Origin of the sequence: Streptomyces sp. NPDC050161 (assembly GCF_044460025.1) — a bacterium.
Lineage (GTDB): Bacteria > Actinomycetota > Actinomycetes > Streptomycetales > Streptomycetaceae > Streptomyces.
Window position 1 is genome coordinate 63,772 of the sequence record NZ_JBITJM010000006.1, and the last position, 22,024, is coordinate 85,795.

Genomic DNA, 22,024 nt, shown 5'->3' on the forward strand with positions numbered 1-22,024 from the left:
TCACACCCCGCCGGTGTGGACCTGGAAGGCCGCCCGGCGCACGGCCTTGGCCAGCGCCGGATCGGGGTGTGCCGCGGCCAGCGCCACCAAGACCTGCACGGTGCGCGGGTGGCCGACCGCCCTCACCTCCTCCAGGAGGCGCGGGACGGAGCCCTGGACCGCCGAGTCGAGGTGCCGGATGAGCAGTTGGCTCTCGCCGTGGTCGGCGACGGCGGCGGCGGTGTCCACCCACAGCCAGGTCGACTCCTCGCGGGTGAGCACGTCGGGCGCGGTCTCCGGGTCGCCGCCCTCGTGCTCGACCAGCCACAGCAGGGCGTACGGCCGCAGGGCCGGCTCGTCGGCCGCCGCGCGTACGGCGGGCTCGGCGGGGGCGCCGACCGCGCGCAGCGCCTCGAAGGCCAGGCCCCGCAGCAGCGCGTCCTCGCCGCGGGCCACGGCGAGGAGTTCCTCGACCGCGGCGCCGACCGAGCGGGCGGCGAGCCAGGCGCGGTACTCGGCGCGGGCCGGTCCCGGGGTGAGCCGGGCGCAGCCGCGCAGCATGGCCGCCGCGGTCTGCTCGATGTTCCCCGCCGGGCTCTGGGCCGCGACGCAGATCTGCTCCAGCTTGACCCACACCGACCAGTTGCCCAGCGGCGTCAACTGCGCCTCGCGACCGCCGTCGACCGCCTCCACACCCTGCGGCGGGACCAGCGCCCCGACGGTGGTGAGGGAGGCCAGCGCCCAGTCCAGCAGATCGGCGAGCGACGCCCCCGCGGCGTCGTCCACCGTTCCTTCGGCACCGGGGTCGTCCTGCCGCGGCCCGTAGGGCACCTCGCAGCGCTCGGTGCGCAGTTCGGCGACGCGCTGGTCGAGCATGTCCAGCAGCATCGGCAGCCGTACCGGGCCCGCCGACAGGTGCAGCAGGGACAGCAACTGCGGCACCGCCTCGACCACTTCGGCGACGATCGCAGGACCCGCGCCCCGGGGTGCGGGGCGGGCCAGCGACCAGGCGTCGAAGAGGGCGACCCAGCCGCGCAGCGCCGCGGTGTCGTCGCGGTCCCAGGCGCGCAGCCGCCAGCCGGCGCGGGCGAGGCCGCCGTGCAGTTCGATGAGGCCGGCGAGCCGTGCCCGGTCCCAGTCGGCGCGCACCTGCGCGGCGGGCAGCCCCAGCGCCCCGGCCGCGCGCTCCACCGCGGCGGCCGGCAGTGCGCCGTCCCGTCCGGCCCGCAGCCCGGCGTCCGCCCCGTCGGCCCAGTGGGCCAGGCGGGCCGCGCCGGACAGTACGGCGCGCGCCTGCCGCGCCAGTTCCGCGGGTGGCGGGGTGCCCTCGGGCGGGCGCGGGGCCGGGCGGGCGGCCCGGGTGCTCACCGCCCGGCGGGCGGCGGCAATCGGTTGTCGGGGGACGAGTCGGAGTCGGGAGTCGCGCGGAGTACGGGACGTCACAGGAGCAGTCTTGCCGCTGACGGCCCGAAAACCCAATCGGGTGACGGGTTATGGCCTGCGCGCCTTGTGGCACCTCGGCGACCCATCACGGTTGTGGGGAGTTGTCCCCCCGTACGCCCCCGCGTCACCGGCCGGCGGCGGCGCCCGGCCGGCCGGTGCGGGTCACATCAGCGGGGTGAGGAAGCGGCGCATCGCCTCTTCGTAGCGCGCCGGGTCGGCGTTCCACATCGCGGCGTGCGGGGCGTGCGGCACCGGGTGAAAGGTGATCAGTTCCGGGCGGCGGGCGGCGAAGGCGCGGGAGGCGGCCCACGGCGCGAGCGTGTCGTCCGGGCCGTGGAAGAGCAGGGTGGGGACGGTCAGCGCCGCGGGGTCGAAGGCATCGGCAGGGCGGTCGACGGGCAGTCCCGTGTGGCCCTCGGCGGCCCGGACGGCCAGTGGCAGCAGGGCGCGCGGCACCCTGCGGGCGGCGGCCAGCGCGCGGACGGTCGCGTGGCGGTCGAGTACCGGCGAATCGAGGACGAGGCCGCGGATACGGCCGCGCAGCGCGGAGTTGGCGGCGGCCCGCAGCGCCATCGTGGCGCCGGTCGACCAGCCGTGCAGGACCACGTCGCGGGCGCCGTACCGGATCGCGTAGCGGATCGCCGCGTCCAGGTCGCGCCATTCGGTGTCGCCGAGGTGCTGCACGCGGTCGGCGGTCGGCGGGGCGCCGACGTCGTTGCGGTAGGCGAGGTCGAGCACCGGGAGCTGCCTGCGGCGCAGGAACGGCAGGACGACCATCGGGTGCTCGCGGGTGGTCCCCAGGCCGTGCACGGTGATGACCCAGGTCTCGCGGACGCCGGGGACGAACCACGCGGGCAGGGCACCCAGTTCGCCGGGAATGTCGACGTCGGCGCAGTGCAGGCCGAGCGCGTCGCGGGGGTTGCCGATGTGCACCTGCGGGGTCAGCCGCATCCGGAGGCCCGGGGCGAGCGTGCCGTGGGTGACCCGCTCCAGGCGCCGTACGACGGTGTCGGCGGGGTGCGGGGTGTGGTGCACGACGGGGCCGACGACGGCGTGGCAGCCGCCGCCGGTGAGGCCGTAGGTGCCGGGCCGCAGGGACGCCAGGCTGCGGGTGAGGGTGACCCGGCCGTCGGTGACGGAGTGCACCGTGAGGCGGGAGTCGCCGGGGAAGGGCTGGTCGGATGACGGCTTCAGGACGGCGTCGCCGGCGTACCGGCCGACCGCCACCGCGGCGGCCCCGGCACCGATCACGGTGGTGGCGGCCACGGCCGCCGCAGTACCCAGGCGCATCTGCTCAGTGTGCGAAGGGACGGCGGGCACGGCCAGCGGGCGGACGCGGGCGGGTGACGGGCCGAGCGGCGCATCCGAGGCGCCCGCCGCTCGGTCCTGGCCGCTCAGCTCCAGCCGTCGGTCAGCCGTCGGTCAGCCGTCGGTCCGCTGACCGTAGCCGCGCAGCTTCCGCCCGGCCTCGTCGAGCCGGTCGTCCGGCAGCAGGGCCGGGGTCAGCCCCGGCACGGAGGACGCGGCGAGCCAGACGCGGCACATCCACTCCAGTTGGGCGGTGCGGTCCAGGGCCTCGCCGAGGCTCGCGCCGTACGCCATGGTGCCGTGGTTCTGCAGCAGGCAGGCGGTGCGGTCGCGCAGCGCGTCGAGCATGTTCGCGGCGAGTTCCTCGCTGCCGTAGAGCGCGTACGGGGCGACGCGGACGGGGCCGCCGAGCGCGGCCGTCATGTAGTGGACCGGCGGGAGTTCGGGGACCAGGGTGGAGACGGCCGTGGCGTGCGGGGCGTGGGTGTGCACGATCGCCGCCGCCGTGGTGGCGCGGTAGAGCGCGAGGTGCATGGGGAGTTCGCTGGTGGGCCGCAGGGTGCCGAGTGCCGGGCGGCCGTCGGTGCCGACCGCGGTGAGGTCGCCGGGGCCGAGCCGGTCGTAGGGGACACCGCTGGGGGTGACCAGGACCAGGTCACCGACGCGTACCGAGACGTTTCCCGACGTGCCGACGACGAGGCCGTCGGTGACGGTGCGGCGCGCCGTGGCGACGAGCGCGTCCCAGGCGTCCGCGAGTGCGTCCCGGTCCGGCGCGCCGGACGGCACACGGCCCGGCGGCACGGGATCCGCTCCCGGCAGCGGCGAGGAGTCACGGCGATCCGTCACGAGAGCCTCCGGGTGCGTGGATGAGGGCGCGCTGCGCGCTACCGTACGGGGGCTGCCACAGCCCGGGGAAGCGGCCGACCGATGGTGCCCTCGTGGCCCCTGGGACACCTCCTCGTGAACAGTGCGGGGGTGTCACCGATGCGCCCGGTCACGTTCACCTTCCGTTCATCCGTTCTTCCTACGGTCTCAGCGTCTCTGACCATCGAACTGATTGCCTGGGTGAATGGAACACATCACGCTTCTCATCGGGATCGTGATCGTCACGGCCTTGGTGTTCGACTTTACGAACGGCTTCCACGACACGGCCAACGCGATGGCCACCACCATTTCCACCGGGGCACTTCAGCCCAAGATCGCGGTGGCGATGTCGGCTTCGCTGAATCTCGTCGGCGCCTTCCTGTCGGTGGAGGTCGCCAAGACCATCTCCGGCGGGATCATCGACGAGAGCGCCGGCATCAGACCTGAAGTGATCTTCGCCGGCCTGGTCGGCGCGATCGTCTGGAACCTCCTCACCTGGCTCGCCGGACTCCCCTCCAGCTCCTCGCACGCCCTGTTCGGCGGTCTGATCGGCGCCACGCTGGTGTCGGTCGGCGCGGACGGCGTGCACGGCGGGGCCGTCGTGATGAAGGTCCTCATCCCGGCAGTGGCCGCCCCGGTCGTCGCCGGTATCGCCGCGATGGCCGCGACCCGGCTCACGTACCGGCTGGCCCGCAACCGCGACGAGCAGGAGACCGCCAAGGGCTACCGCGCGGGACAGATCGCCTCGGCGGCCCTGGTCTCGCTGGCCCACGGCACCAACGACGCACAGAAGACGATGGGTGTGATCACGCTCGCGCTGATCACCGGCGGGGTGGTCGCCCCGCACGCCGACCCGCCGCTGTGGGTCATCGCATCGGCCGGTCTGGCCATCGCCCTCGGCACGTACCTGGGCGGCTGGCGGATCATCCGCACGATGGGCAAGGGCATCACCGACATCCAGCCGCCGCAGGGCTTCGCCGCCCAGACCGGCGCCGCCGCCACCATCCTGGCGTCCTCGCACCTCGGCTTCGCGCTCTCCACCACCCAGGTCTGCTCGGGCTCGGTGATGGGCTCGGGTCTGGGCCGCAAGGGCGGCGTGGTGCGCTGGTCGACGGCCGCCCGGATGGTCGTGGCCTGGTGCCTGACGCTGCCGGCCGCCGGACTGGTCTCGGCCGGTGCCGCGCTCCTCGCCGACCAGGGCGACTGGGGTGTCGCGGCGGTCGCCGTCCTGGCGCTCGGTATCTGCGGCGCCATCTGGGCCGCGTCCCGGCGCAAGCCGATCGACCACACCAACGTCAACGAAGCGCCGGAGCCGGCCGGAGTGGTCACCACGGCCCTCCAGGCCGTCACCCCGCCCCCGGCGGGACAGACCGTGCCCGCCCAGGAGGCGGCCGGTCCCACCACCACCGCGAACGGCTCCGGCGCCCCGCGCGCCAAGGCCGCTTCTCTCAGCTAGCCCTCACCTAAGGAACCCGCAACATGAGCATCGACTGGGCAGCTCTCGGCCAGGTCTTCGGCGTCACCCTCGTGGTGACGGTCGGGATCGTGGGCCTGTTCACGGTCGGCATCGTCGGTACGGCGCGCACGACGCAGCAGGAGGGTGCCGCAGCCGCGGGTGCTCCCGGTTCCGGGGCGCGGTTCGGCGCGTACGCCGCCTTCGCGGTGTGCGCGGCGGCCGTGGCCTACGGCATCTACCTGATCGTGGCCGCCTGAAGCGGCCCGGTACGACGGCGCGTCCGAGGCGCCCGGTGGTCCGCACTCCCGCGGCTGCCGGGCGCCTCGTCCGTGTGCCCTGCGGCCGTCCTGTGGTGTGTGCCACAGCTCATGACGGGGCGGAGCACCGCAGGTCAAGGGTGAGTTGACGGCGTTCGCGGGGCGTGGTGGACTGCCGGAGCCAATCGGCGACAGAAGAGGAAGTCCGGTGAGAATCCGGCGCGGTCCCGCCACTGTCACCGGGGAGCGCTCCTCCAACGAAGGCCACGGTCCGCACGTGTCCGCCCGCAGGGTGGGTCCGCAGGGACGGGAAGGCCGGGGGAAGCGCCGATCCGGGAGCCAGGAGACTCTTGTCGCCGTCACGTCGAGCCAGGGCGCGGACCCTGAGTGAGGACATACCGCCATGCCCGGCCGCAGTTCGAGATCTTCGTGCGACGACGCACCGGCACCCGCCGCCGTCGGCCCGTTCCTCCGAGGCGTGACGGCGGTCTGATCCGATGCGTGCCGAACACGCCGGCTACGCGTGCGGCGCGGCCATCGGCTTCCTCGGCGACCTGATCGTCGCCGATCCCGAACGCGGCCACCCGGTGGCCGCGTTCGGCCGGGCCGCCGCCGCCGTCGAATCCCGCCTCTGGCGCGACCACCGTGGATACGGCGCGGCGCACGCCGTGCTGTGCGCGGGCGGTGCCGCCGCAGGCGCCGCCCTGCTGGAGCGCGCCGTACGCGGCGGCCCGCGCACACCTGGCCCCGCCCGCGCCGTGGCCGGCACGGCGCTGACCGCGGCGGCCGTCTGGGCCGTCCTGGGCGGCACCTCACTCGGCCGGGAGGCGCGCGCCATCGGCGACGCGCTGCTGGCCGGTGACACCGACCTGGCACGGCGGCGGCTGCCGCACCTGTGCGGACGCGACCCGCAGGCGCTGGACGGGCCGCAGATGGCGCGCGCGGTCGTCGAGTCGGTCGCGGAGAACACCTCGGACGCCGTGGTGGGCGCGCTCGTCTGGGGCGCGCTGGGCGGCGTACCGGGTCTGGTGGCGTTCCGTGCCGTGAACACGCTGGACGCGATGGTGGGCCACAAGTCGCCCCGTTACCTGAAGTTCGGCTGGGCTTCGGCCCGGCTCGACGACGTGGCCGGCTGGCCCGGCTCCCGGCTCACCGCCGCGCTCACGGTGCTCGCCGCACCCGACAGGCGGGCCGCCGTACGCGCCTGGCGGGCGGACGGCGGTGCGCATCCCAGCCCCAACGCGGGCCCGGTGGAAGCCTCATTCGCGGGCGCGCTGGGGGTGCGCCTCGGCGGCACGCTGGCGTACGGCGGGCGGGTGGAGCACCGGCCGCAGCTCAACGGCGCGGGCCGGCCGGCCGATGCCGCCGACATCGCGCGTGCGGTACGGCTCTCCCGCCGGGTGGGTGTGCTGGCGCTGACGACGACGGTCGCCGGGAGGCTGGCCGCGGGCGCGCTGCGCGCCGCGGTCTCCCGGCGCGGAAGGAGAACCGGGTGAACGGGCGGGACACCGCGCGGGGCGGGGCGCTCGGCGGCGGCCTGCTGGTCGCGGGCACGACGTCGGACGCGGGCAAGAGCGTGGTCACGGCGGGGATCTGCCGCTGGCTGGTGCGGCAGGGCGTACGCGTCGCGCCGTTCAAGGCGCAGAACATGTCGCTGAATTCCTTCGTGACCCGCCAGGGCGCGGAGATCGGCAGGGCGCAGGCGATGCAGGCCGCGGCTGCCAGGACCGAGCCGACCGCGTTGATGAACCCGGTGCTGCTCAAGCCGGGCAGCGACCGCAGCAGCCAAGTGGTGCTGCTGGGCAGGCCGGTGGGTGAGATGAGCGCCAAGGGGTACTTCGGCCGCAGCGGGGACGGCGGCGGCGCGGGCACGCCGTACGCGGGCCGGCGCGAGCAGCTGCTCGGCACCGTCACCGACTGCCTCCAGGAGCTGCGGCGCACCCATGACGCGGTGATCTGCGAGGGGGCGGGCAGCCCCGCCGAGATCAATCTGCGGCGTACCGACATCGTCAACATGGGCATCGCGCGGGCCGGGCGGCTGCCGGTCGTGGTGGTCGGCGACATCGACCGCGGCGGGGTGTTCGCCTCGTTCTTCGGCACCACGGCGCTGCTGTCGCGCGAGGACCAGTCGCTGGTCGCCGGGTATCTCGTCAACAAGTTCCGGGGCGATGTGTCGCTGCTGGAGCCGGGGTTGGAGATGCTGCGCACCCTGACGGGGCGGCCGACGCTGGGTGTGCTGCCGTTCGCGCACGGTCTCGGCATCGACGAGGAGGACGGGCTGCGCGTCTCGCTGCGCGGCGCGGTGCGCGAGAGCGTGGTGGCGCCGCCGCACGGCGCCGATGTGCTGCGGATCGCGGTGGCGGCGGTGCCGCTGATGTCGAACTTCACGGACGTGGACGCGCTGGCCGCCGAACCGGGTGTGGTGGTGCGGTTCGTGGACCGCGCCGAGGAACTGGCCGACGCGGACCTGGTGGTGCTGCCCGGCACCCGTGGCACGGTGCGGGCGCTGGAGTGGCTGCGCGAGCGCGGTCTGGCGGACGCCATCGCCCGGCGGGCCGCCGACGGCCGCCCGGTGCTGGGCATCTGCGGCGGTTTCCAGATGCTCGGCACGCTGATCGACGACGAGGTCGAGTCCAGGGCCGGCACCGTGCCGGGTCTGGGGCTGCTGCCCGTACGGGTGCGGTTCGCCGCCGACAAGACGCTGGCCAGGCCGGCCGGTACGGCGCTCGGCGAGCCCGTGGAGGGGTACGAGATCCACCACGGTGTGGCCGAGGTCGACGGCGGGGAGACGTTCTTCACCGACGCGCGGGGGCAGGCTCTGGACGGCTGCCGCGTGGGTGCGGTGTGGGGCACCCACTGGCACGGCTCGCTGGAGAGCGACGCCTTCCGCCGGGAGTTCCTGCGGCGGGTGGCGGCCGACGCGGGCCGGGCGTTCGTACCGGCGCCCGACACCAGCTTCGGCGCGCTGCGGGAGGAACAACTGGACCGGCTCGGCGATCTGATCGAGGAACACGCGGACACGGACGCGCTGCTGCGGCTGATCGAGAAGGGGGTGCCGGAGGGGCTGCCGTTCGTTCCTCCGGGGGCGCCGTGACGTCCCGATCCGTACCGCCCGACCACGCTCCATCCCCCGAACCCACCCTCGAAAGGGGTACCCGTCACATGGCCTCGGTTCCTTACCCGTTCACCGCGGTCGTCGGCCAGGACGACATGCGTCTCGGCCTCGTGCTCAACGCGATCTCGCCGGCCATCGGCGGGGTGCTGGTGCGCGGCGAGAAGGGCACCGCGAAGTCGACGATGGTGCGCGGACTGACGGCGCTGATGCCGGCTGTCGACGTGGTGCCCGGCTGCCGCTTCTCCTGCGCGCCGCTCGCCCCCGACCCCGGCTGCCCGGACGGCCCGCACGAAGCGGGCGCGGGCCAGGACCGTCCGGCGCGGATGGTCGAACTGCCCGTCGGCGCCTCGGAGGACCGGCTGGTGGGGGCGCTGGACATCGAGCGGGCGCTGTCGGAAGGGGTCAAGGCGTTCGAGCCAGGACTGCTGGCCGACGCGCACCGCGGGGTCCTCTACGTCGACGAGGTCAACCTCCTCCACGACCACCTCGTGGACCTCCTCCTGGACGCGGCTGCCATGGGCGCCTCGTACGTGGAGCGCGAGGGCGTGTCGGTGCGGCACGCGGCGCGGTTCCTGCTGGTGGGCACCATGAACCCCGAAGAGGGTGAGCTGCGGCCCCAGTTGCTCGACCGTTTCGGTCTCACGGTGGAGGTCGCCGCGTCCCGCGAGCCGGATCTGCGGGTGGACGTCGTCAGGCGGCGCCTCGCCTACGACGCCGACCCCGCGGGGTTCGCCGCGCGCTGGGCCGACGATGAGGACGCGCTGCGCGAACGGATCGTCGCGGCAAGGGAGTTGCTGCCGCGGGTGACGCTCGGCGACACCGCGCTCCGGCAGATCGCCGCGACCTGCGCCGCGTTCGAGGTGGACGGGATGCGCGCGGACATCGTCATGGCCAGGACCGCGACGGCGCTGGCCGCGTGGGCGGGGCGCGATGACGTGCTCGCGGAGGACGTCCGGCAGGCGGCGCTGCTGGCGCTGCCGCACCGCCGGCGCCGTAATCCGTTCGACGCCCCCGGCCTCGACGAGGACAAACTCGACGAGACCCTGGACGAGTTCGGCGGACAGGACAGCGACGACGACCCGGAGCCCGAGGGTCCGGACGACGGTCCCGACGGGGGCGGCGACGGTCCCGACGGGGGCGGCCCTGACGGCGGACCCGACGGCGGCGGACCCGCGCCGCAGGACGACACCGTGCCGGGGCCGCGCGAGCAGGGCCCGCCGTCCCTGCCCGAGCAGGACGGCGGCGCCGCGGACGGCACCGACGGTGCTCCGGACGCGCCGCCCGCCGAGCAGCCCGCCGGTGCGCCCCGGGCGCAGCAGGCCGCGGTCGGCGCGGCGGAGCCGTTCAAGACCCGGCGTCTCGACGTGCCGGGTCTGGGTGAGGGCGCGGACGGCCGCAGGTCGCGGGCGCGTACCGCGCGCGGCCGGACGACCGGCTCCCGGCGTCCCCAAGGCGCCCTGGGCAAGCTGCACTTGGCGGCGACCGTGCACGCGGCGGCGCCGCACCAGCGGGCGCGCGGGCGCAGCGGCCGTGGCCTGGTGCTGCGCCGGGACGATCTGCGCGAGGCGGTGCGCGAGGGGCGGGAGGGCAATCTCGTCCTGTTCGTGGTGGACGCCTCAGGTTCGATGGCGGCACGCAAGCGGATGGGCGCGGTCAAGGGCGCGGTGCTGTCGCTGCTGCTCGACGCGTACCAGCGGCGCGACAAGATCGGCATGATCACCTTCCGCGGCACGGAAGCCGAGCTGGCGCTGCCGCCGACGTCGTCGGTCGAGGCGGGCGCCGCGCGCCTGGAGACACTGCCGACCGGTGGCCGTACGCCGCTGGCCGAGGGGCTGCTCAAGGCCCACGAGGTGCTGCGCGTGGAGCGGATGCGGGACGCCTCGCGGCGGCCCCTGCTGGTGGTGGTGACCGACGGGCGGGCGACCGGCAAGGGCGGCGGGGCCGCGGGCGGGCCGCTGGAGCGGGCCGCGCGGGCGGGCCGGCTGCTCGGCGCCGACGGCGTCGCATCGGTGGTCGTGGACTGCGAGGCGGGGCCCGTACGGCTGGGCCTCGCGGGCACGCTGGCGCGGGAGTTGCAGGGCACCGCCGTCACCCTCGACGAGCTGCGCGCGGACAGCGTCTCGGCGCTCGTACGCGAGGCGCAGGGGGGCCGCGGCGGGGAACGCGCGGACGTCGCGGGCGGCAGGTACGCCCGCGGTCAGGCACACACTCAAGGATCCAGGAGGGTCGCGTAATGCCGCAGGGACAGCCGTCCGTCGTACCGAACGACGGACTCACCACCCGCCAGCGCCGCAACCGCCCGCTGGTCTTCGTCCACACGGGCGTCGGCAAGGGCAAGTCGACCGCCGCTTTCGGTCTCGCGCTGCGGGCCTGGAACCAGGGCTGGCCGGTCGGGGTGTTCCAGTTCGTGAAGTCGGCGAAGTGGAAGGTCGGCGAGGAGCGGGCGCTGAAGGTGCTCGGCGAGACCGGCGAGGGCGGCAGCGTCGCCTGGCACAAGATGGGCGAGGGCTGGTCCTGGGTGCAGCGCGACATCGCGTCCAGCGAGGACGCGGCGCGCGAGGGCTGGGAGCAGGTCAAGCGTGACCTGGCGGCCGAGACGTACAAGCTGCTGGTGCTGGACGAGTTCGCGTACCCGATGCACTGGGGCTGGATCGACACCGACGAGGTGGTGTCGGTGCTGCGCGACCGCCCCGGCACCCAGCACGTGGTGATCACCGGGCGCAACGCCCCGCAGCCGCTGGTGGACTTCGCCGATCTGGTGACCGACATGTCGAAGGTGAAGCACCCGATGGACACCGGCCAGAAGGGCCAGCGGGGCATCGAATGGTGACCGTGGCATGAGCACAGGCACGATCCCCCGGCTGGTGATCGCCGCCCCGGCGTCCGGCGCCGGCAAGACGACGGTGGCCACCGGCCTGATGGCGGCGTTCGCCGAGGCCGGACTCGCGGTGTCGCCGCACAAGGTGGGGCCCGACTACATCGACCCGGGCTACCACTCACTGGCGACCGGCCGCCCCGGCCGCAATCTGGACGCCTATCTGTGCGGTACGGACCGGCTCGCGCCGCTGTTCCTGCACGGTGCGCGGGGCGCCGATCTGGCCGTCGTCGAGGGCGTGATGGGGCTGTTCGACGGCGCGTCGGGGAAGGGGGAACTCTCCTCGACGGCGCAGGTCGCCAAGGTGCTGCGGGCGCCGGTGGTGCTGGTGGTCGACGCGTCGTCGCAGTCCCGGTCGGTTGCCGCCCTGGTGCACGGCTTCGCGTCCTGGGATCCGCAGGTCAGGCTGGCCGGCGTGATCTTGAACAAGGTCGGCTCGGACCGTCACGAGGCGCTGCTGCGCGAGGCGATGGAGTCGTCGGGGGTGCCGGTCCTGGGGGCGCTGCGCCGCACCGGTGAGGTGCGTACGCCGTCCCGGCACCTGGGCCTGGTGCCGGTCGCCGAGCGGCGCGCCGACGCGCTGGATTCGGTGCGCGAGCTGGCCGCGCGGGTGCGCGCGGGCTGCGACATGGAGGCACTCCTTGCGCTGGCGCGCGGGGTGCCCGAACTGCCGGACGCGGCGTGGGATCCGGCCGCCGAGGCCGCCGCTGCCGGAGGTTCGGCGCCGGCCGGCCGGCGTCCGCTGATCGCCGTCGCGGGCGGCGCCGCCTTCACCTTCTCGTACGCGGAGCACGCCGAGCTGCTGGCCGCCGCCGGCGCCGATGTGGTGCCGTTCGATCCGCTGCGCGACGAGCGGCTCCCGGAGGGCACCGGCGGGCTGGTCATCGGCGGTGGCTTCCCCGAGGTGTACGCGCCTGATCTGTCGGCGAACGCGCCGCTGCGCGCGGCGGTGGCGGCGCTCGCCGCTTCCGGGGCGCCGGTCTCAGCCGAGTGCGCGGGGCTGCTGTACCTCGCCGGGTCGATCGACGGGAAGCCGATGTGCGGGGTGCTGCCCGCCGAGGCGCGGATGTCGGAGCGGCTGACGCTGGGGTACCGGGAGGCGGTGGCGCTGGAGGACAACGCGCTGGCCGCGGCCGGTACCCGGGTGCGCGGCCACGAGTTCCACCGTACGGCCGTCGAGCCGGGCGCCGGCGCGTCCCCCGCGTGGGGGTTCACGCACCCCGAGCGCCGGGTGGAGGGCTTCGTACAGGGCGGGGTGCACGCCTCGTATCTGCATGTGCACTGGGCGGCTGCGCCCTCGCTCGCCACCCGGCTGGTGGCGGGCGCCGCCCGGGGTACCACGGTGGGCGCCGGATGAGCGGGGCCGCCGGGCTCACCGCGGTGGTGACCGGCCGGTACGGCGCGGTGCGCCTGGGCCGGGGGATCGCGGCGGTATGAGGGACGCCCGGCCGGGGGCCGGACACGGGCTCTCAGGTAGCGAAGCCGACGACCAGCCAGATGAAGCCGGCTCCGGCGACGGTGCAGGCCAGCGTGGTCAGCGCGGGGTGGTCGTGGTGGGCCTCGGGCAGGATGTCGGCGGTCGCGAGGTAGAGCAGCAGTCCGCCGAAGAACCCGAGGTAGATGCCGAGCCATTGCTCCGGAAGGGTGAACAGCAAGGTGGCGCCCGCGCCGGCCAGCGGCGCCACCGCGTCCGCGCCCAGCATCAGCAGCGCCCGTTTCCTGGCGTTCCCGTAGAGGCTGGTGAGCGTGTACGTGTTGAAGCCGTCGGCGAAGTCGTGGGCGATGACGGCGAGCGCCACGGACACCGCCATCTCGTGGCCCGCCTGGTAGGCCAGGCCGATCGCGAAGCCGTCCATGGCGCTGTGCACCACCATCGCGGCGGCGGCGGTGAGCCCGACCTGCGGCACCCGCTGCCCGTCGGCCGGCCGGTGCGAGGTGGCGTGCGGCGGTCCTGCGCCGTGCGCGGCGCCACGGACCGCGAGCAGCCTCTCCAGGGCGTGTGCGGCGAGGTAGCCGAGGACGAAGCAGAGCAGCGCGAGGGGAACGCCGAAGACCTCGCCGCCCGCGGCTTCCAGCGCCTCGGGCAGCAGGTCGAGGCCGACGACACCCAGCATCAGGCCGCCCGCGAGGCCCAGGACGAGGTGCCTGCGGTCGGTGACGTGCTGGGCGACCCAGCCGCCGAACAGCGTCATCACGAACGCGCCCAGCGCGATGACCACCGGCACTGTCCCGCTCCTTTCCCCGCGCCCGCCCCCCACTGTCACCTGCTTACCTACCCACCGCCGCCCCGGCACGTCCGGCGGCCCGTGTGCCGCCGCCTCGATGGGGCCCGCCGGTGACCGCGGAGAGAGCGGCCCGCGGGCTCTGCGCCGGGGTGGGCGCGGGCCGCGGCGTGCCGGTGTCCGAGGTGGTGGCGCTGGTCCGGGAGACGCTGGCGCGGGCCGGGTGTCCCGTGGGGGCGCTCGCCGCGCTGGCGACGGTGGAGACCAAAACGGCGGAGCCGGGGCTGGTCGGCGCGGCGCGGCTGCTGGGCGTACCGCTGCGGGGATTTCCCGCCGGTGCGCTGGCCGCCGTGCGGGTGCCGGCGCCGCCGTCGGCGACCGCGCTGGCCGCCACCGGGACGCCGAGCGTGGCCGAGGCGGCGGCGCTGCTGGCCGCAGGTCCCGGCGCCGAACTGCTCGTCGGCAAGCGGAAGTCGGCGCCGTCCGGCGGCCCGGCCCGTGCCACCTGCGCCGTCGCGGCACCGGCCGACGGCGACCGCGGTCGGACGCCGGCCGCCCCCTCGGCTATCGTCATGGCCTCCCCCACCCGGCCCGGCTGCGGACCGGCCCTGCGGACGCGGAACCCGTACCAAGGAGACAGTGTGCCCACCCCTCCCGCTCTGCTCATCGCCGGTCCCGGCACCCGTGACGACGGCGGTGCGCAGGCCCTGCGCACGCTGCTCGACGTCATCGGCGCGCGCCATCCGGAGGTGCCCGTCGCCGGCGGGTTCACCGGTTCCGCGCCGTCCGGGCTGCCGCTCGGTGCCGCCGTCGACGCGCTCGCCGGGCAGGGCGTGACGCGGATCGCCGCGGTGCCGCTGCTGCCCGATGTGTACGGCGGGGTGCCCGCGGAGCTGGCGCGGGCCGCCGGGCGCCACCCGGATCTCGCGTACGTCTGCGGGCAGGACCCGGGCGGCCATCCGCTGCTCCTGGACGCGCTGGAGCGGCAGCTCGACGAGGCGCTGGGCGGCGGCGCGCGGCGGCCGGGCGACCGGGCGCGGACGACGGTGCTGCTGGTCGGCGGCGGTTCCGGCGACCCGTACGCGAACGCCGACGTGGCGCGGATGGCGCGGCTGTTGTGGGAGGGCCGCGGCCTCGCGGGGGTGGAGACCGCCTTCCTCAGGCACACCGCGCCCGACGTGCCCGCGGGTCTGGACCGCTGCCGGGTGCTGGGCGGTGCGGTGCCGGGTCCTGGGGCGCCGGGCCGGATCGTGGTGCTGCCCGCCTTCCCGTTGTCCTGCGGCGCGGCGGAGCGGCTGCGGCTCCAGGTCGACGGGTGGCAGGCCGCGCATCCGGAGACCGAGGTGACCTGCGCGGAGCCGGCCGGTCCCGGTCCTGAGCTGGCCGACGCGCTGGTGCAGCGGTACCGCGAGGTGCTCGCCGCGGGGATACCCGCCGCGGCGCGGGGGCATCGTGTCGGCGCCCGCTGAGCCCGCGCCGCCGCGTGCGCGGGCGGCCCACGAGCCCGATCTGCGGCATCACGGCGACGCCGAAGTGCGGGGCGGCGAGGACGGGTTGGCCGATCTGGCGGTCAATGTGCGCGCCGGCACTCCCCCGGCGTGGCTGAAGTCCAGGATCGCCGCGTCGCTGGACGGACTGGCGGCGTATCCCGACGGGACGGCGGCGCGCCGCGCGGTGGCCGGCCGGCACGGTCTGCCCGTGGAGCGGGTGCTGCTGACGTCGGGCGCGGCGGAGGCGTTCGTGCTGCTGGCGCGGGCCGTGCGGGCCCGTAGGCCGGTGGTGGTGCATCCGCAGTTCACCGAGCCGGAGGCGGCGCTGCGGGACGCCGGGCACACCGTGGGCCGGGTGCTGCTCGACGAGCGGGACGGCTTCCGGCTCGACCCGGCCGCGGTGCCGGACGACGCGGATCTGGTCGTCGTCGGCAATCCGACCAATCCGACGTCGGTGCTCCATCCGGCGGGTGTGCTGGGCGCGTTGGCGCGGCCGGGGCGCACGCTGGTGGTCGACGAGGCGTTCATGGACGCGGTGCCGGGCGAGCGGGAGTCGCTGGCCGGGCGGACGGACCTGCCGGGTCTTGTGGTGCTGCGCAGCCTCACGAAGACCTGGGGGCTGGCCGGGCTGCGGGTCGGCTACGTGCTGGCGGCGCCGGAGATCCTCGCGGAGCTGGCGCGGGCGCAGCCGCTGTGGCCGGTGTCGTCGCCCGCGCTGGTGGCGGCCGAGGCGTGCTGTGAACCGGCCGCGCTGGCGGAGGCGGAGGCAGCCGCCGTGCGGATCGCGGCGGACCGGGAGTATCTGCTGGCCCGGCTGGGCGAGTTCGGCCGGATCACCGTGTGCGGGCCTGCCGAAGGACCGTTCGTACTGATCGGTCTGCCGGACGCGGCGGCGGTGCGGGCCGGGCTGCGGGCCCGTGGGTTCGCGGTGCGGCGCGGTGACACGTTCCCCGGTCTCGGCCCCGACTGGCTGCGGCTCGCGGTGCGCGACCGGGCCACGACGGACCGCTTCACGGCCGCACTTGCCGACGTCCTGGACGGGCGGGAGTGAGCCGGGCGGCGCACTGAACTCCGCGCGCGCAAGGGGTTGTTGACCCCCTGGGGTTTGTGGGGGCCCCGCGGGGGCGGGGCGCCCCCCGCCCGGGCGGCCCCCGGCGAGGGTGGGGCGCGCCGGTCCGGCCGGCGCGCCCCGGTCCGCATCCAGGACCGGCGCCCCCACGGCACCGGTCCTGGATACGGGGTCGGTCAGCCGCGGTCGCCCTGCTGGGCCGCGGCCTTGCGCTTACGGGCGTAGCCGAGCGATCCGGCGCCCGCGACGACCAGCAGTGCGGCGCCGCCCGCGAGGTACGGCGTGGTCGAACTGCTGCCGGTCTCGGCGAGGTTCTTGCCGTCGGACCCGGTCTGGGTGCTCACGTCGGAGCCCTTGCCGCCGCCGCTCGACGCACCGCCGTCCGACTGCCCGCCGGACTGGCCACCGTTCTGGCCGCCGCCGTTCTGGCCGCCCGTCTGGCCCCCGTCCTGACCGCCCGTCTGACCGCCCGTCTGGCCGCCGTCCTGGCCGCCGGACGCGGAGCCGCCGGTCGTCCCGCCGGTCTCACCCTCGCCGCCCGGCGTGGTGCAGGTGGCGTCGGCGAGCTGGACGTGGCCGTTCACCTCGGCGACGTTCAGCTTCAGCGGGTTGACGGAGACCTTGAGGTCAAGCGCGGTGGCCGCCGCGGTCGTGGACGTGACGCTCTTCTTCGACAGATCCAGACGGACGTCCCCCACCCCGGGAACCTTGACCTCCGTCGTGCCGCCCGCGGTGAGCGTGACGGTCTTGCCCAGCACCTTCACGGTGCCCAGCACGTTGGACGTGGCGACCGGGCGCTTGCCCGCCTCGCACACGGCACGCGAGGTGACCTTCTCCACCTCGATCAGGGACAGCAGCGGAAGGCCGGGGACGTGGACCTTGGCGTGCGCGAGGTTGCTGTACCCCTCGGCCTTCTTCGCGTCGGCGGTGGCGCGCGCGGTGGCGACGTCGGCGCTGAGCACGCTGAACGGCTTGCCCTGGTCGACGCCGTCCAGGTCGACGCTGAGCGCCGTCTTGTCGGCGTCGGCGGGCGCGTGCACGTCGTTCAGCGCGACGTGCAGCGGGACGTTGACGGCCTTGTTGAGCAGGCCGACGTCCAGGTTGGTGCGCAGGACGGCGGCACCGGACGTGCCGTGACCATCGGCGGCCTGCGCGGGCGCGGCGCCGAGGAGGAGAACGGGGCCCGCCGTCAGCGCCGTGGCGACGCAGGTGACGGCGAAGCGGCGCGCGGAACGGCGGGCCGCCGGGGCCTCGGGACCGGTCGGCCGCGGGTGTACGGGCATGCCGGACGGGCCGGTGGAGCTGGTGGACACGTGTGTGGAACCCCCACAAGAGAAGTGGAGCCGCCGGCCGCGCCAATGGGGGACATCACGCGTGCCGACGACCTCGACCCACTCATACTGTAGGTACAGAGGGTGAACAGTCAGCCACGAGAGGTGAGTTCATCATTATGAGTGGATTCAGCGCTTGCATTCGAATCCGTTGACACTTCCGACCGCCCGCGCCCCAACCGTTTCACCGCATCAAGGCGCCGCCGTTGACGTCGTACGTCGCGCCGGTGACGAACGAGGTGCGGGAGGCGAGGAAGACCGCGACCCCGGCGACCTCTTCGGGGGTGGCGATCCGGCCGAGCGGTACCTGCGCGACGAGTTCCGCGAGCGCCTCGGGGCCGACGGAGCGGACCATCGGCGTATCGATCATCGCGGGCGACACGGCGTTCACCGTGACGCCGTACGGGGCGAGTTCGGCGGCGAAGACGCGGGTGAGCGCGATCAGCCCGGCCTTGGACGAGCCGTAGGCGGCGCCGGTCGGGCGGGGTGTCTGGCCCGCGACGGACGCCATGTTGACGATCCGTCCGAAGCCGCGGTCGCGCATTCCGGTGGCGACGTGGCGGGTCAGCAGGAAGGCGCCGCGGAGGTTGACCGCGAACACCTCGTCCCACTGTTCCGGCGTGATCTCCCACAGCGAAGTCGTCAGCGGCCGGGCGGCGTTGTTGACCAGCACGTCCACCGGCCGCCAGGCGTCGACGCGTTGGTGCGCGGCCTCGATGGCCGCGGGATCCCCCAGGTCGGCGCGGACCGGGAGGATGCGGTCGCCGCCGGGGTCGAGTCCGGCGGCGAGCGCACGGTTGGCCTCCTCGTCGACGTCCAGGGCGGCGACGTACGCGCCTTCGGCGTGGAACGCCCGGACGAGGGCGGCGCCCAGCCCCTGGGCGCTGCCGGTGATCAGTACGGTGTGGTCGGCGAGGCCGGTGTCGAGCACGGTGCGGGCCTTTCGTGGCGGTGGAACGGAGTGGGGCGCGGGGTGTCAGTCGGTGCCGAAGAACAGCGGGCGGCCGACCCTGGCCTCGATGCGCAGGTAGCGCCACAGCCGCCCGGCGCCCGCCTCGGTGTCGCGGACGATGCCGCAGACGGCGGAGACGGTGTCCAGGTCGGGCACGTCGGCGAGGATGTACGACGTCCACGGCCAGCCGGTGGCCGCGCCGACCATCAGCTGGTCGTCGTCGAGGGTGCCGAGCACCCGCACGCCGAAGCGTTCGGCGAGGCGGCCGAAGGCGGGCGGGAGGGCGGCGGCGACCGCGGCGCGCTCGTCGTCGTCCGCGGCGAAGAAGTCCTGGGTCACGCCGATGCAGAACAGCGTGCGCAGCGGGGCGCCGGAGGCAGGCCCCGCGCCTTCCTGGTCCGCGGGGGCGGGATCATGGGTCGTACCGGGCATCGGTCACCTCGTCGGTTGCGGGCGGGGTGGCCACGGCGGTCGCACGGGCGCGCCGTTGCGGCACGCGGAAGACGGCACGCGAAGGTGCCACCCCGGGTGGATAATTAGAGAGTCGTCGAAAGGTTCGACGACTCAGGACGCTATCACTCAGTTAGAGAGCTTTCGAAATATGCCCCTGACGGATCCCCCCAGCGCCTCCCCGCCGGCCGACGCCGACCAGCCCGCGACCGGCGCCATCCGGCTCGGCGAGCTGCTCCAGGCGTACAGCGACCCGCTGCGGCAGCGGATCGTGTGCCGGCTGGCCACCGACGGCGAGGCGGGCTGCGGCGACATCGAGCTGCCGGTGACCCGCGCCACCGGCTCGTACCACTTCCGGATCCTGCGGCAGGCCGGCTGGACGCACACCCGCAAGATCGGCCGTGAGCGCTACATCTCACTGCGCGCGGCCGACCTCGAAGCCCGCTTCCCCGGCCTGCTCGACGCGCTGCTGCGGGCGGCTGCGGCGGACCACGCCGCGGCCGGCTGACGTCCACCATCCGAAATCCGTTGTCCCGTACACGGAGACGGCGGTTAGGGTGCGGCCGTGTCCACCGAGCAGACGAACACCTCGAACGAACCCGGCGCGTCCGGGCCGCCGCAGCCGACGGACGGCGCCGCCGGGCCCCCGGCGGGCGACCTCCCCTCGTCCGACCGCGCCGCCCGCCGCGCCGTCACGGTCTTCCCGCTGCTGGTGATCGCCGCCGGCGCGGTCGGGCTGCTGTGGCCCTCGCACTTCACCGGCTGGGCGCCCGCGGTGCCGTGGATGCTCGGCGTGGTGATGTTCTCGATGGGGCTGACGCTGACCCTGCCGGACTTCACCGCCGTCGCCAAGCGCCCCTGGGCGGTGGGGCTCGGCCTGGTCGCGCACTACGTGATCATGCCGGGGCTCGGCTGGCTGATCGCGACCGTGCTCGACCTGCCGCCGCAGCTGGCGGCAGGCGTGATCCTGGTCGGCTGTGCGCCCAGCGGCACCGCGTCCAACGTCGTGACGTTCCTGGCCCGCGGCGACGTCGCCCTGTCGGTCTCGGTCGCCACCGTCTCCACCGTGCTGGCCCCGCTCGTCACACCCCCGCTGACGCTGCTGCTCGCCGGGCAGTTCCTCGACGTGGACGCCGGGGTGATGGTCACCGACATCCTCAAGACGGTGCTGCTGCCCGTCCTGGCCGGGCTCCTGGTGCGGCTCGCGGCGGGCCGCTATGTCGACAAGGTGCTGCGCGCGCTGCCCTGGATCTCCGTCGTCGCCATCGCCGCCATCGTGCTCGCCGTGGTCTCAGGCAGCGCCGCGGCGATCAAGGACGCGGCGGCCCTGGTGGTGGTCGCGGTGGTGCTGCACAACGGTCTCGGTCTTGCGCTCGGCTACGGCGCGGGCAAGCTGGCCGGGCTCGGCCGGCCCGCGAGCCGGGCGATGGCCTTCGAGGTCGGCATGCAGAACTCCGGCCTGGCCGCCTCCCTGGCGACCGCGCACTTCAGCCCGGCCGCGGCGCTGCCCGCCGCGGTGTTCTCGGTGTGGCACAACGTCTCGGGCGCGGTGGTCGCCGCCTGGATGGCCCGCTCCGCGCGGCGCACACGGTAGGGCGCGTACGGCAACGAGGCCCCGTCCGGCGCTCCGGGCGGGGCCTCGCGGGCTTCGGCCCGCCGTCCGTCAGCCGATCACCCGGCCCCGCAGCACCACCCGGCGCGGCGCGGCCAGTACCCGGACGTCGGCGCGCGGGTCGGTGGCATAGACCACCAGGTCGGCCGGTGCGCCCTCGGTGAGTCCCGGGCGGCCCAGCCAGTCGCGGGCGCCCCAGGTCGTGGCGGAGAGCGCGTCCACCGCGGGGATGCCGGCCTTCATCAGCTCGGCGACCTCCTGGGCCACCAGGCCGTGCGCGAGCGAGCCGCCCGCGTCCGTGCCCGCGTAGATCGGCACCCCGGCGTCGTAGGCGGCACGGACCGTGTCGTAGCGGCGCGCGTGCAGGCGCCGCATGTGATCGGCCCACCGGGGGAACTTCGCGTCGCCGCCCGCGGCGAGGTCGGGGAAGGTGGCGATGTTGACGAGGGTGGGGACGATCGCCACACCGCGTTCGGCGAACAGCGGGATGGTGTCATCGGTCAGGCCCGTGGCGTGCTCGATGCAGTCGATACCTGCCTCGACCAGCGGCGCGAGGGAGTCCTCCGCGAAGCAGTGGGCGGTCACCCGGGCGCCCAGGCGGTGTGCCTCGGCGATGGCAGCCGCGACCGCGCCCGGCGGCCAGCAGGACTCCAGGTCGCCCGTCGAGCGGTCGATCCAGTCGCCGACGAGCTTGACCCAGCCGTCGCCCCTGCGGGCCTCCTGCGCCACGTAGGCGACCAGGTCGTCCGGCTCGATCTCGTGGGCGTAGTTGCGGATGTAGCGGCGGGTGCGGGCGATGTGCCGTCCGGCGCGGATGATCCGCGGCAGGTCCTCGCGGTCGTCGATCCAGCGGGTGTCGGACGGGGATCCGGCGTCGCGGATCAGCAGGGTGCCGTTGTCGCGGTCGGTCAGTGCCTGTTTCTCGCTGGTCGCGGCGTCCACCGGGCCGTGCGCGTCCAGGCCGACGTGGCAGTGCGCGTCGACGAGGCCGGGCAGCACCCAGCCGTCGACGGTCGTGAAGTCCCGTACGCCCCGCGGGCGTTCGTAGCTGACCCGCCCGCCGACGACCCACATCTCGTCGCGTACGTCGTCCGGCCCGGCGAGGACCCGCCCCTTGAGGTGCAGCGTCGCACCTTCACTCTTCGACGTCATGACGGCACTTTATGCGTACGGTCCCGACGGTCCGCCGGGCCCTCTCGCGGCTCGCCACACTCCGGCCATTTCCCGGAAACCGGGATGCCTGCCGCGCTTTCCTTCGGGGCTCTTCCGACGGCCGCCACAAGACCTGAAGAACGCCTTCCGATGACGAATTCCCAATTCTTGAAATGCACAGCTTCCCGTATTCTTCTTCCCGGTTTTCCGGACCTCAAACGCCAAGATTCCGCTAGTGGCAAGTGCCAAAATTCGGACGGATCTCAAGGACGTTACGGACCTGTGACCGACCCCACAGGACGCCCGTTTCGCCCCAGATTTCCAGGGCAAACCGACACATTCGGCCGCCAGCCCGCGCGCTCGGGCGCCCCCGCGCGATAACATGAAGGCATGTGTCCGCGTAACCCCTCCTCGCGATGCAATTTCCTTTTTCCCTGGGTAAATTTAAT

At 74.8% G+C, this 22,024-nt stretch carries 19 protein-coding genes and 1 riboswitch; of the genes, 11 read left to right on the forward strand and 8 right to left on the reverse strand.

What is annotated here, in order from left to right; all coding sequences use genetic code 11:
* The 3 genes from ACIBK8_RS12680 to ACIBK8_RS12690 form a co-directional block, all read right to left on the reverse strand.
* Positions 1-1,422, reverse strand: a complete 1,422-nt coding sequence (locus ACIBK8_RS12680) for a hypothetical protein (protein ID WP_399041743.1) — start codon at positions 1,420-1,422, stop codon at positions 1-3.
* A gap of 162 nt (positions 1,423-1,584) precedes the next feature.
* Positions 1,585-2,712, reverse strand: coding sequence for an alpha/beta hydrolase (locus ACIBK8_RS12685; protein ID WP_399041744.1), 1,128 nt, complete (start codon positions 2,710-2,712; stop codon positions 1,585-1,587).
* Positions 2,713-2,844: 132 nt separating this feature from the next.
* Positions 2,845-3,531 (reverse strand): class II aldolase/adducin family protein, encoded by a 687-nt coding sequence (locus ACIBK8_RS12690; RefSeq protein ID WP_399042070.1) that lies wholly within the window; start codon positions 3,529-3,531, stop codon positions 2,845-2,847.
* Between the two features lie 268 nt (positions 3,532-3,799).
* Here ACIBK8_RS12690 and ACIBK8_RS12695 point away from each other — a divergent pair, with 268 nt between their 5' ends.
* The 7 genes from ACIBK8_RS12695 to ACIBK8_RS12725 all read left to right on the forward strand — a co-directional run bounded on the left by ACIBK8_RS12695 (position 3,800) and on the right by ACIBK8_RS12725 (position 12,654).
* Entirely contained in the window at positions 3,800-5,050 is a 1,251-nt protein-coding gene (locus ACIBK8_RS12695; RefSeq protein WP_399041745.1) for an anion permease, read from the forward strand.
* Between the two features lie 23 nt (positions 5,051-5,073).
* Positions 5,074-5,307 (forward strand): hypothetical protein, encoded by a 234-nt coding sequence (locus tag ACIBK8_RS12700; RefSeq protein ID WP_399041746.1) that lies wholly within the window; start codon positions 5,074-5,076, stop codon positions 5,305-5,307.
* Between the two features lie 195 nt (positions 5,308-5,502).
* A riboswitch (cobalamin riboswitch) is annotated at positions 5,503-5,657 on the forward strand.
* 147 nt (positions 5,658-5,804) lie between these two features.
* Positions 5,805-6,803, forward strand: a complete 999-nt coding sequence (locus ACIBK8_RS12705; RefSeq protein WP_399041747.1) for a cobalamin biosynthesis protein — start codon at positions 5,805-5,807, stop codon at positions 6,801-6,803.
* Positions 6,800-8,401, forward strand: a complete 1,602-nt coding sequence (locus tag ACIBK8_RS12710) for a cobyric acid synthase (protein WP_399041748.1) — start codon at positions 6,800-6,802, stop codon at positions 8,399-8,401. The genes ACIBK8_RS12705 and ACIBK8_RS12710 overlap by 4 nt, the downstream gene beginning before the upstream one ends.
* 68 nt (positions 8,402-8,469) lie before the next feature.
* Positions 8,470-10,656: a putative cobaltochelatase gene (locus ACIBK8_RS12715; protein ID WP_399041749.1), complete on the forward strand. Its 2,187-nt coding sequence runs from the start codon at positions 8,470-8,472 to the stop codon at positions 10,654-10,656.
* A complete protein-coding gene (gene cobO / locus ACIBK8_RS12720) occupies positions 10,656-11,252 on the forward strand; it encodes a cob(I)yrinic acid a,c-diamide adenosyltransferase (protein ID WP_393679154.1) in 597 nt (198 codons plus the stop codon). The genes ACIBK8_RS12715 and cobO overlap by 1 nt, the downstream gene beginning before the upstream one ends.
* A 7-nt stretch (positions 11,253-11,259) precedes the next feature.
* The gene (locus tag ACIBK8_RS12725; RefSeq protein WP_399041750.1) at positions 11,260-12,654 is read left to right on the forward strand and encodes a cobyrinate a,c-diamide synthase; all 1,395 of its coding nucleotides are present in this window, start codon (positions 11,260-11,262) and stop codon (positions 12,652-12,654) included.
* A gap of 112 nt (positions 12,655-12,766) precedes the next feature.
* Here the strand turns inward: ACIBK8_RS12725 and ACIBK8_RS12730 are convergent, their stop codons facing one another.
* Complete coding sequence (locus ACIBK8_RS12730; RefSeq protein WP_399041751.1) at positions 12,767-13,522, reverse strand: ZIP family metal transporter; 756 nt, start codon at positions 13,520-13,522, stop codon at positions 12,767-12,769.
* A 110-nt stretch (positions 13,523-13,632) separates the two neighbouring features.
* Between ACIBK8_RS12730 and ACIBK8_RS12735 the strand changes: the two genes are divergently transcribed.
* Together ACIBK8_RS12735 and cobC are read left to right on the forward strand one after the other, a co-directional pair.
* Positions 13,633-14,988, forward strand: a complete 1,356-nt coding sequence (locus tag ACIBK8_RS12735) for a cobalamin biosynthesis protein (protein ID WP_399041752.1) — start codon at positions 13,633-13,635, stop codon at positions 14,986-14,988.
* Entirely contained in the window at positions 14,972-16,060 is a 1,089-nt protein-coding gene (gene cobC, locus ACIBK8_RS12740; protein WP_399041753.1) for an Rv2231c family pyridoxal phosphate-dependent protein CobC, read from the forward strand. Before ACIBK8_RS12735 ends, cobC begins: the two co-directional genes overlap by 17 nt.
* Before the next feature lie 194 nt (positions 16,061-16,254).
* Here cobC and ACIBK8_RS12745 read toward each other — a convergent pair whose 3' ends face one another.
* The 3 genes from ACIBK8_RS12745 to ACIBK8_RS12755 all read right to left on the reverse strand — a co-directional run bounded on the left by ACIBK8_RS12745 (position 16,255) and on the right by ACIBK8_RS12755 (position 18,793).
* On the reverse strand, positions 16,255-17,391 hold the full coding sequence (locus ACIBK8_RS12745; protein WP_399041755.1) for an SCO1860 family LAETG-anchored protein: 1,137 nt from the start codon (positions 17,389-17,391) through the stop codon (positions 16,255-16,257).
* 202 nt (positions 17,392-17,593) lie between these two features.
* Positions 17,594-18,340, reverse strand: coding sequence for an SDR family NAD(P)-dependent oxidoreductase (locus ACIBK8_RS12750; RefSeq protein WP_399041757.1), 747 nt, complete (start codon positions 18,338-18,340; stop codon positions 17,594-17,596).
* A 45-nt stretch (positions 18,341-18,385) separates the two neighbouring features.
* A complete protein-coding gene (locus ACIBK8_RS12755; RefSeq protein ID WP_399041758.1) occupies positions 18,386-18,793 on the reverse strand; it encodes a hypothetical protein in 408 nt (135 codons plus the stop codon).
* Positions 18,794-18,962: 169 nt separating this feature from the next.
* Between ACIBK8_RS12755 and ACIBK8_RS12760 the strand changes: the two genes are divergently transcribed.
* Positions 18,963-19,319 carry an ArsR/SmtB family transcription factor gene (locus ACIBK8_RS12760; RefSeq protein WP_393679172.1) on the forward strand — a complete coding sequence of 119 codons (357 nt, stop codon included), beginning with the start codon at positions 18,963-18,965 and terminating at the stop codon, positions 19,317-19,319.
* A gap of 57 nt (positions 19,320-19,376) precedes the next feature.
* Positions 19,377-20,405 carry a bile acid:sodium symporter family protein gene (locus ACIBK8_RS12765; RefSeq protein ID WP_399041759.1) on the forward strand — a complete coding sequence of 343 codons (1,029 nt, stop codon included), beginning with the start codon at positions 19,377-19,379 and terminating at the stop codon, positions 20,403-20,405.
* 69 nt (positions 20,406-20,474) lie between these two features.
* Here ACIBK8_RS12765 and ACIBK8_RS12770 read toward each other — a convergent pair whose 3' ends face one another.
* The gene (locus tag ACIBK8_RS12770; protein WP_399041760.1) at positions 20,475-21,575 is read right to left on the reverse strand and encodes an amidohydrolase family protein; all 1,101 of its coding nucleotides are present in this window, start codon (positions 21,573-21,575) and stop codon (positions 20,475-20,477) included.
* Positions 21,576-22,024: the final 449 nt, after the last annotated feature.

Bases quoted from the DNA above. Each gene is read 5' to 3' on its own strand.
- ACIBK8_RS12725 (WP_399041750.1), top strand. From the start codon at position 11,260: ATGAGCACAGGCACGATCCCCCGGCTGGTGATCGCCGCCCCGGCGTCC.
- ACIBK8_RS12685 (WP_399041744.1), bottom strand. From the start codon at position 2,712: ATGCGCCTGGGTACTGCGGCGGCCGTGGCCGCCACCACCGTGATCGGT.
- cobO (WP_393679154.1), top strand. From the start codon at position 10,656: ATGCCGCAGGGACAGCCGTCCGTCGTACCGAACGACGGACTCACCACC.
- ACIBK8_RS12770 (WP_399041760.1), bottom strand. From the start codon at position 21,575: ATGACGTCGAAGAGTGAAGGTGCGACGCTGCACCTCAAGGGGCGGGTC.
- ACIBK8_RS12715 (WP_399041749.1), top strand. From the start codon at position 8,470: ATGGCCTCGGTTCCTTACCCGTTCACCGCGGTCGTCGGCCAGGACGAC.
- ACIBK8_RS12700 (WP_399041746.1), top strand. From the start codon at position 5,074: ATGAGCATCGACTGGGCAGCTCTCGGCCAGGTCTTCGGCGTCACCCTC.
- ACIBK8_RS12755 (WP_399041758.1), bottom strand. From the start codon at position 18,793: ATGCCCGGTACGACCCATGATCCCGCCCCCGCGGACCAGGAAGGCGCG.
- ACIBK8_RS12760 (WP_393679172.1), top strand. From the start codon at position 18,963: ATGCCCCTGACGGATCCCCCCAGCGCCTCCCCGCCGGCCGACGCCGAC.
- ACIBK8_RS12695 (WP_399041745.1), top strand. From the start codon at position 3,800: ATGGAACACATCACGCTTCTCATCGGGATCGTGATCGTCACGGCCTTG.
- ACIBK8_RS12705 (WP_399041747.1), top strand. From the start codon at position 5,805: ATGCGTGCCGAACACGCCGGCTACGCGTGCGGCGCGGCCATCGGCTTC.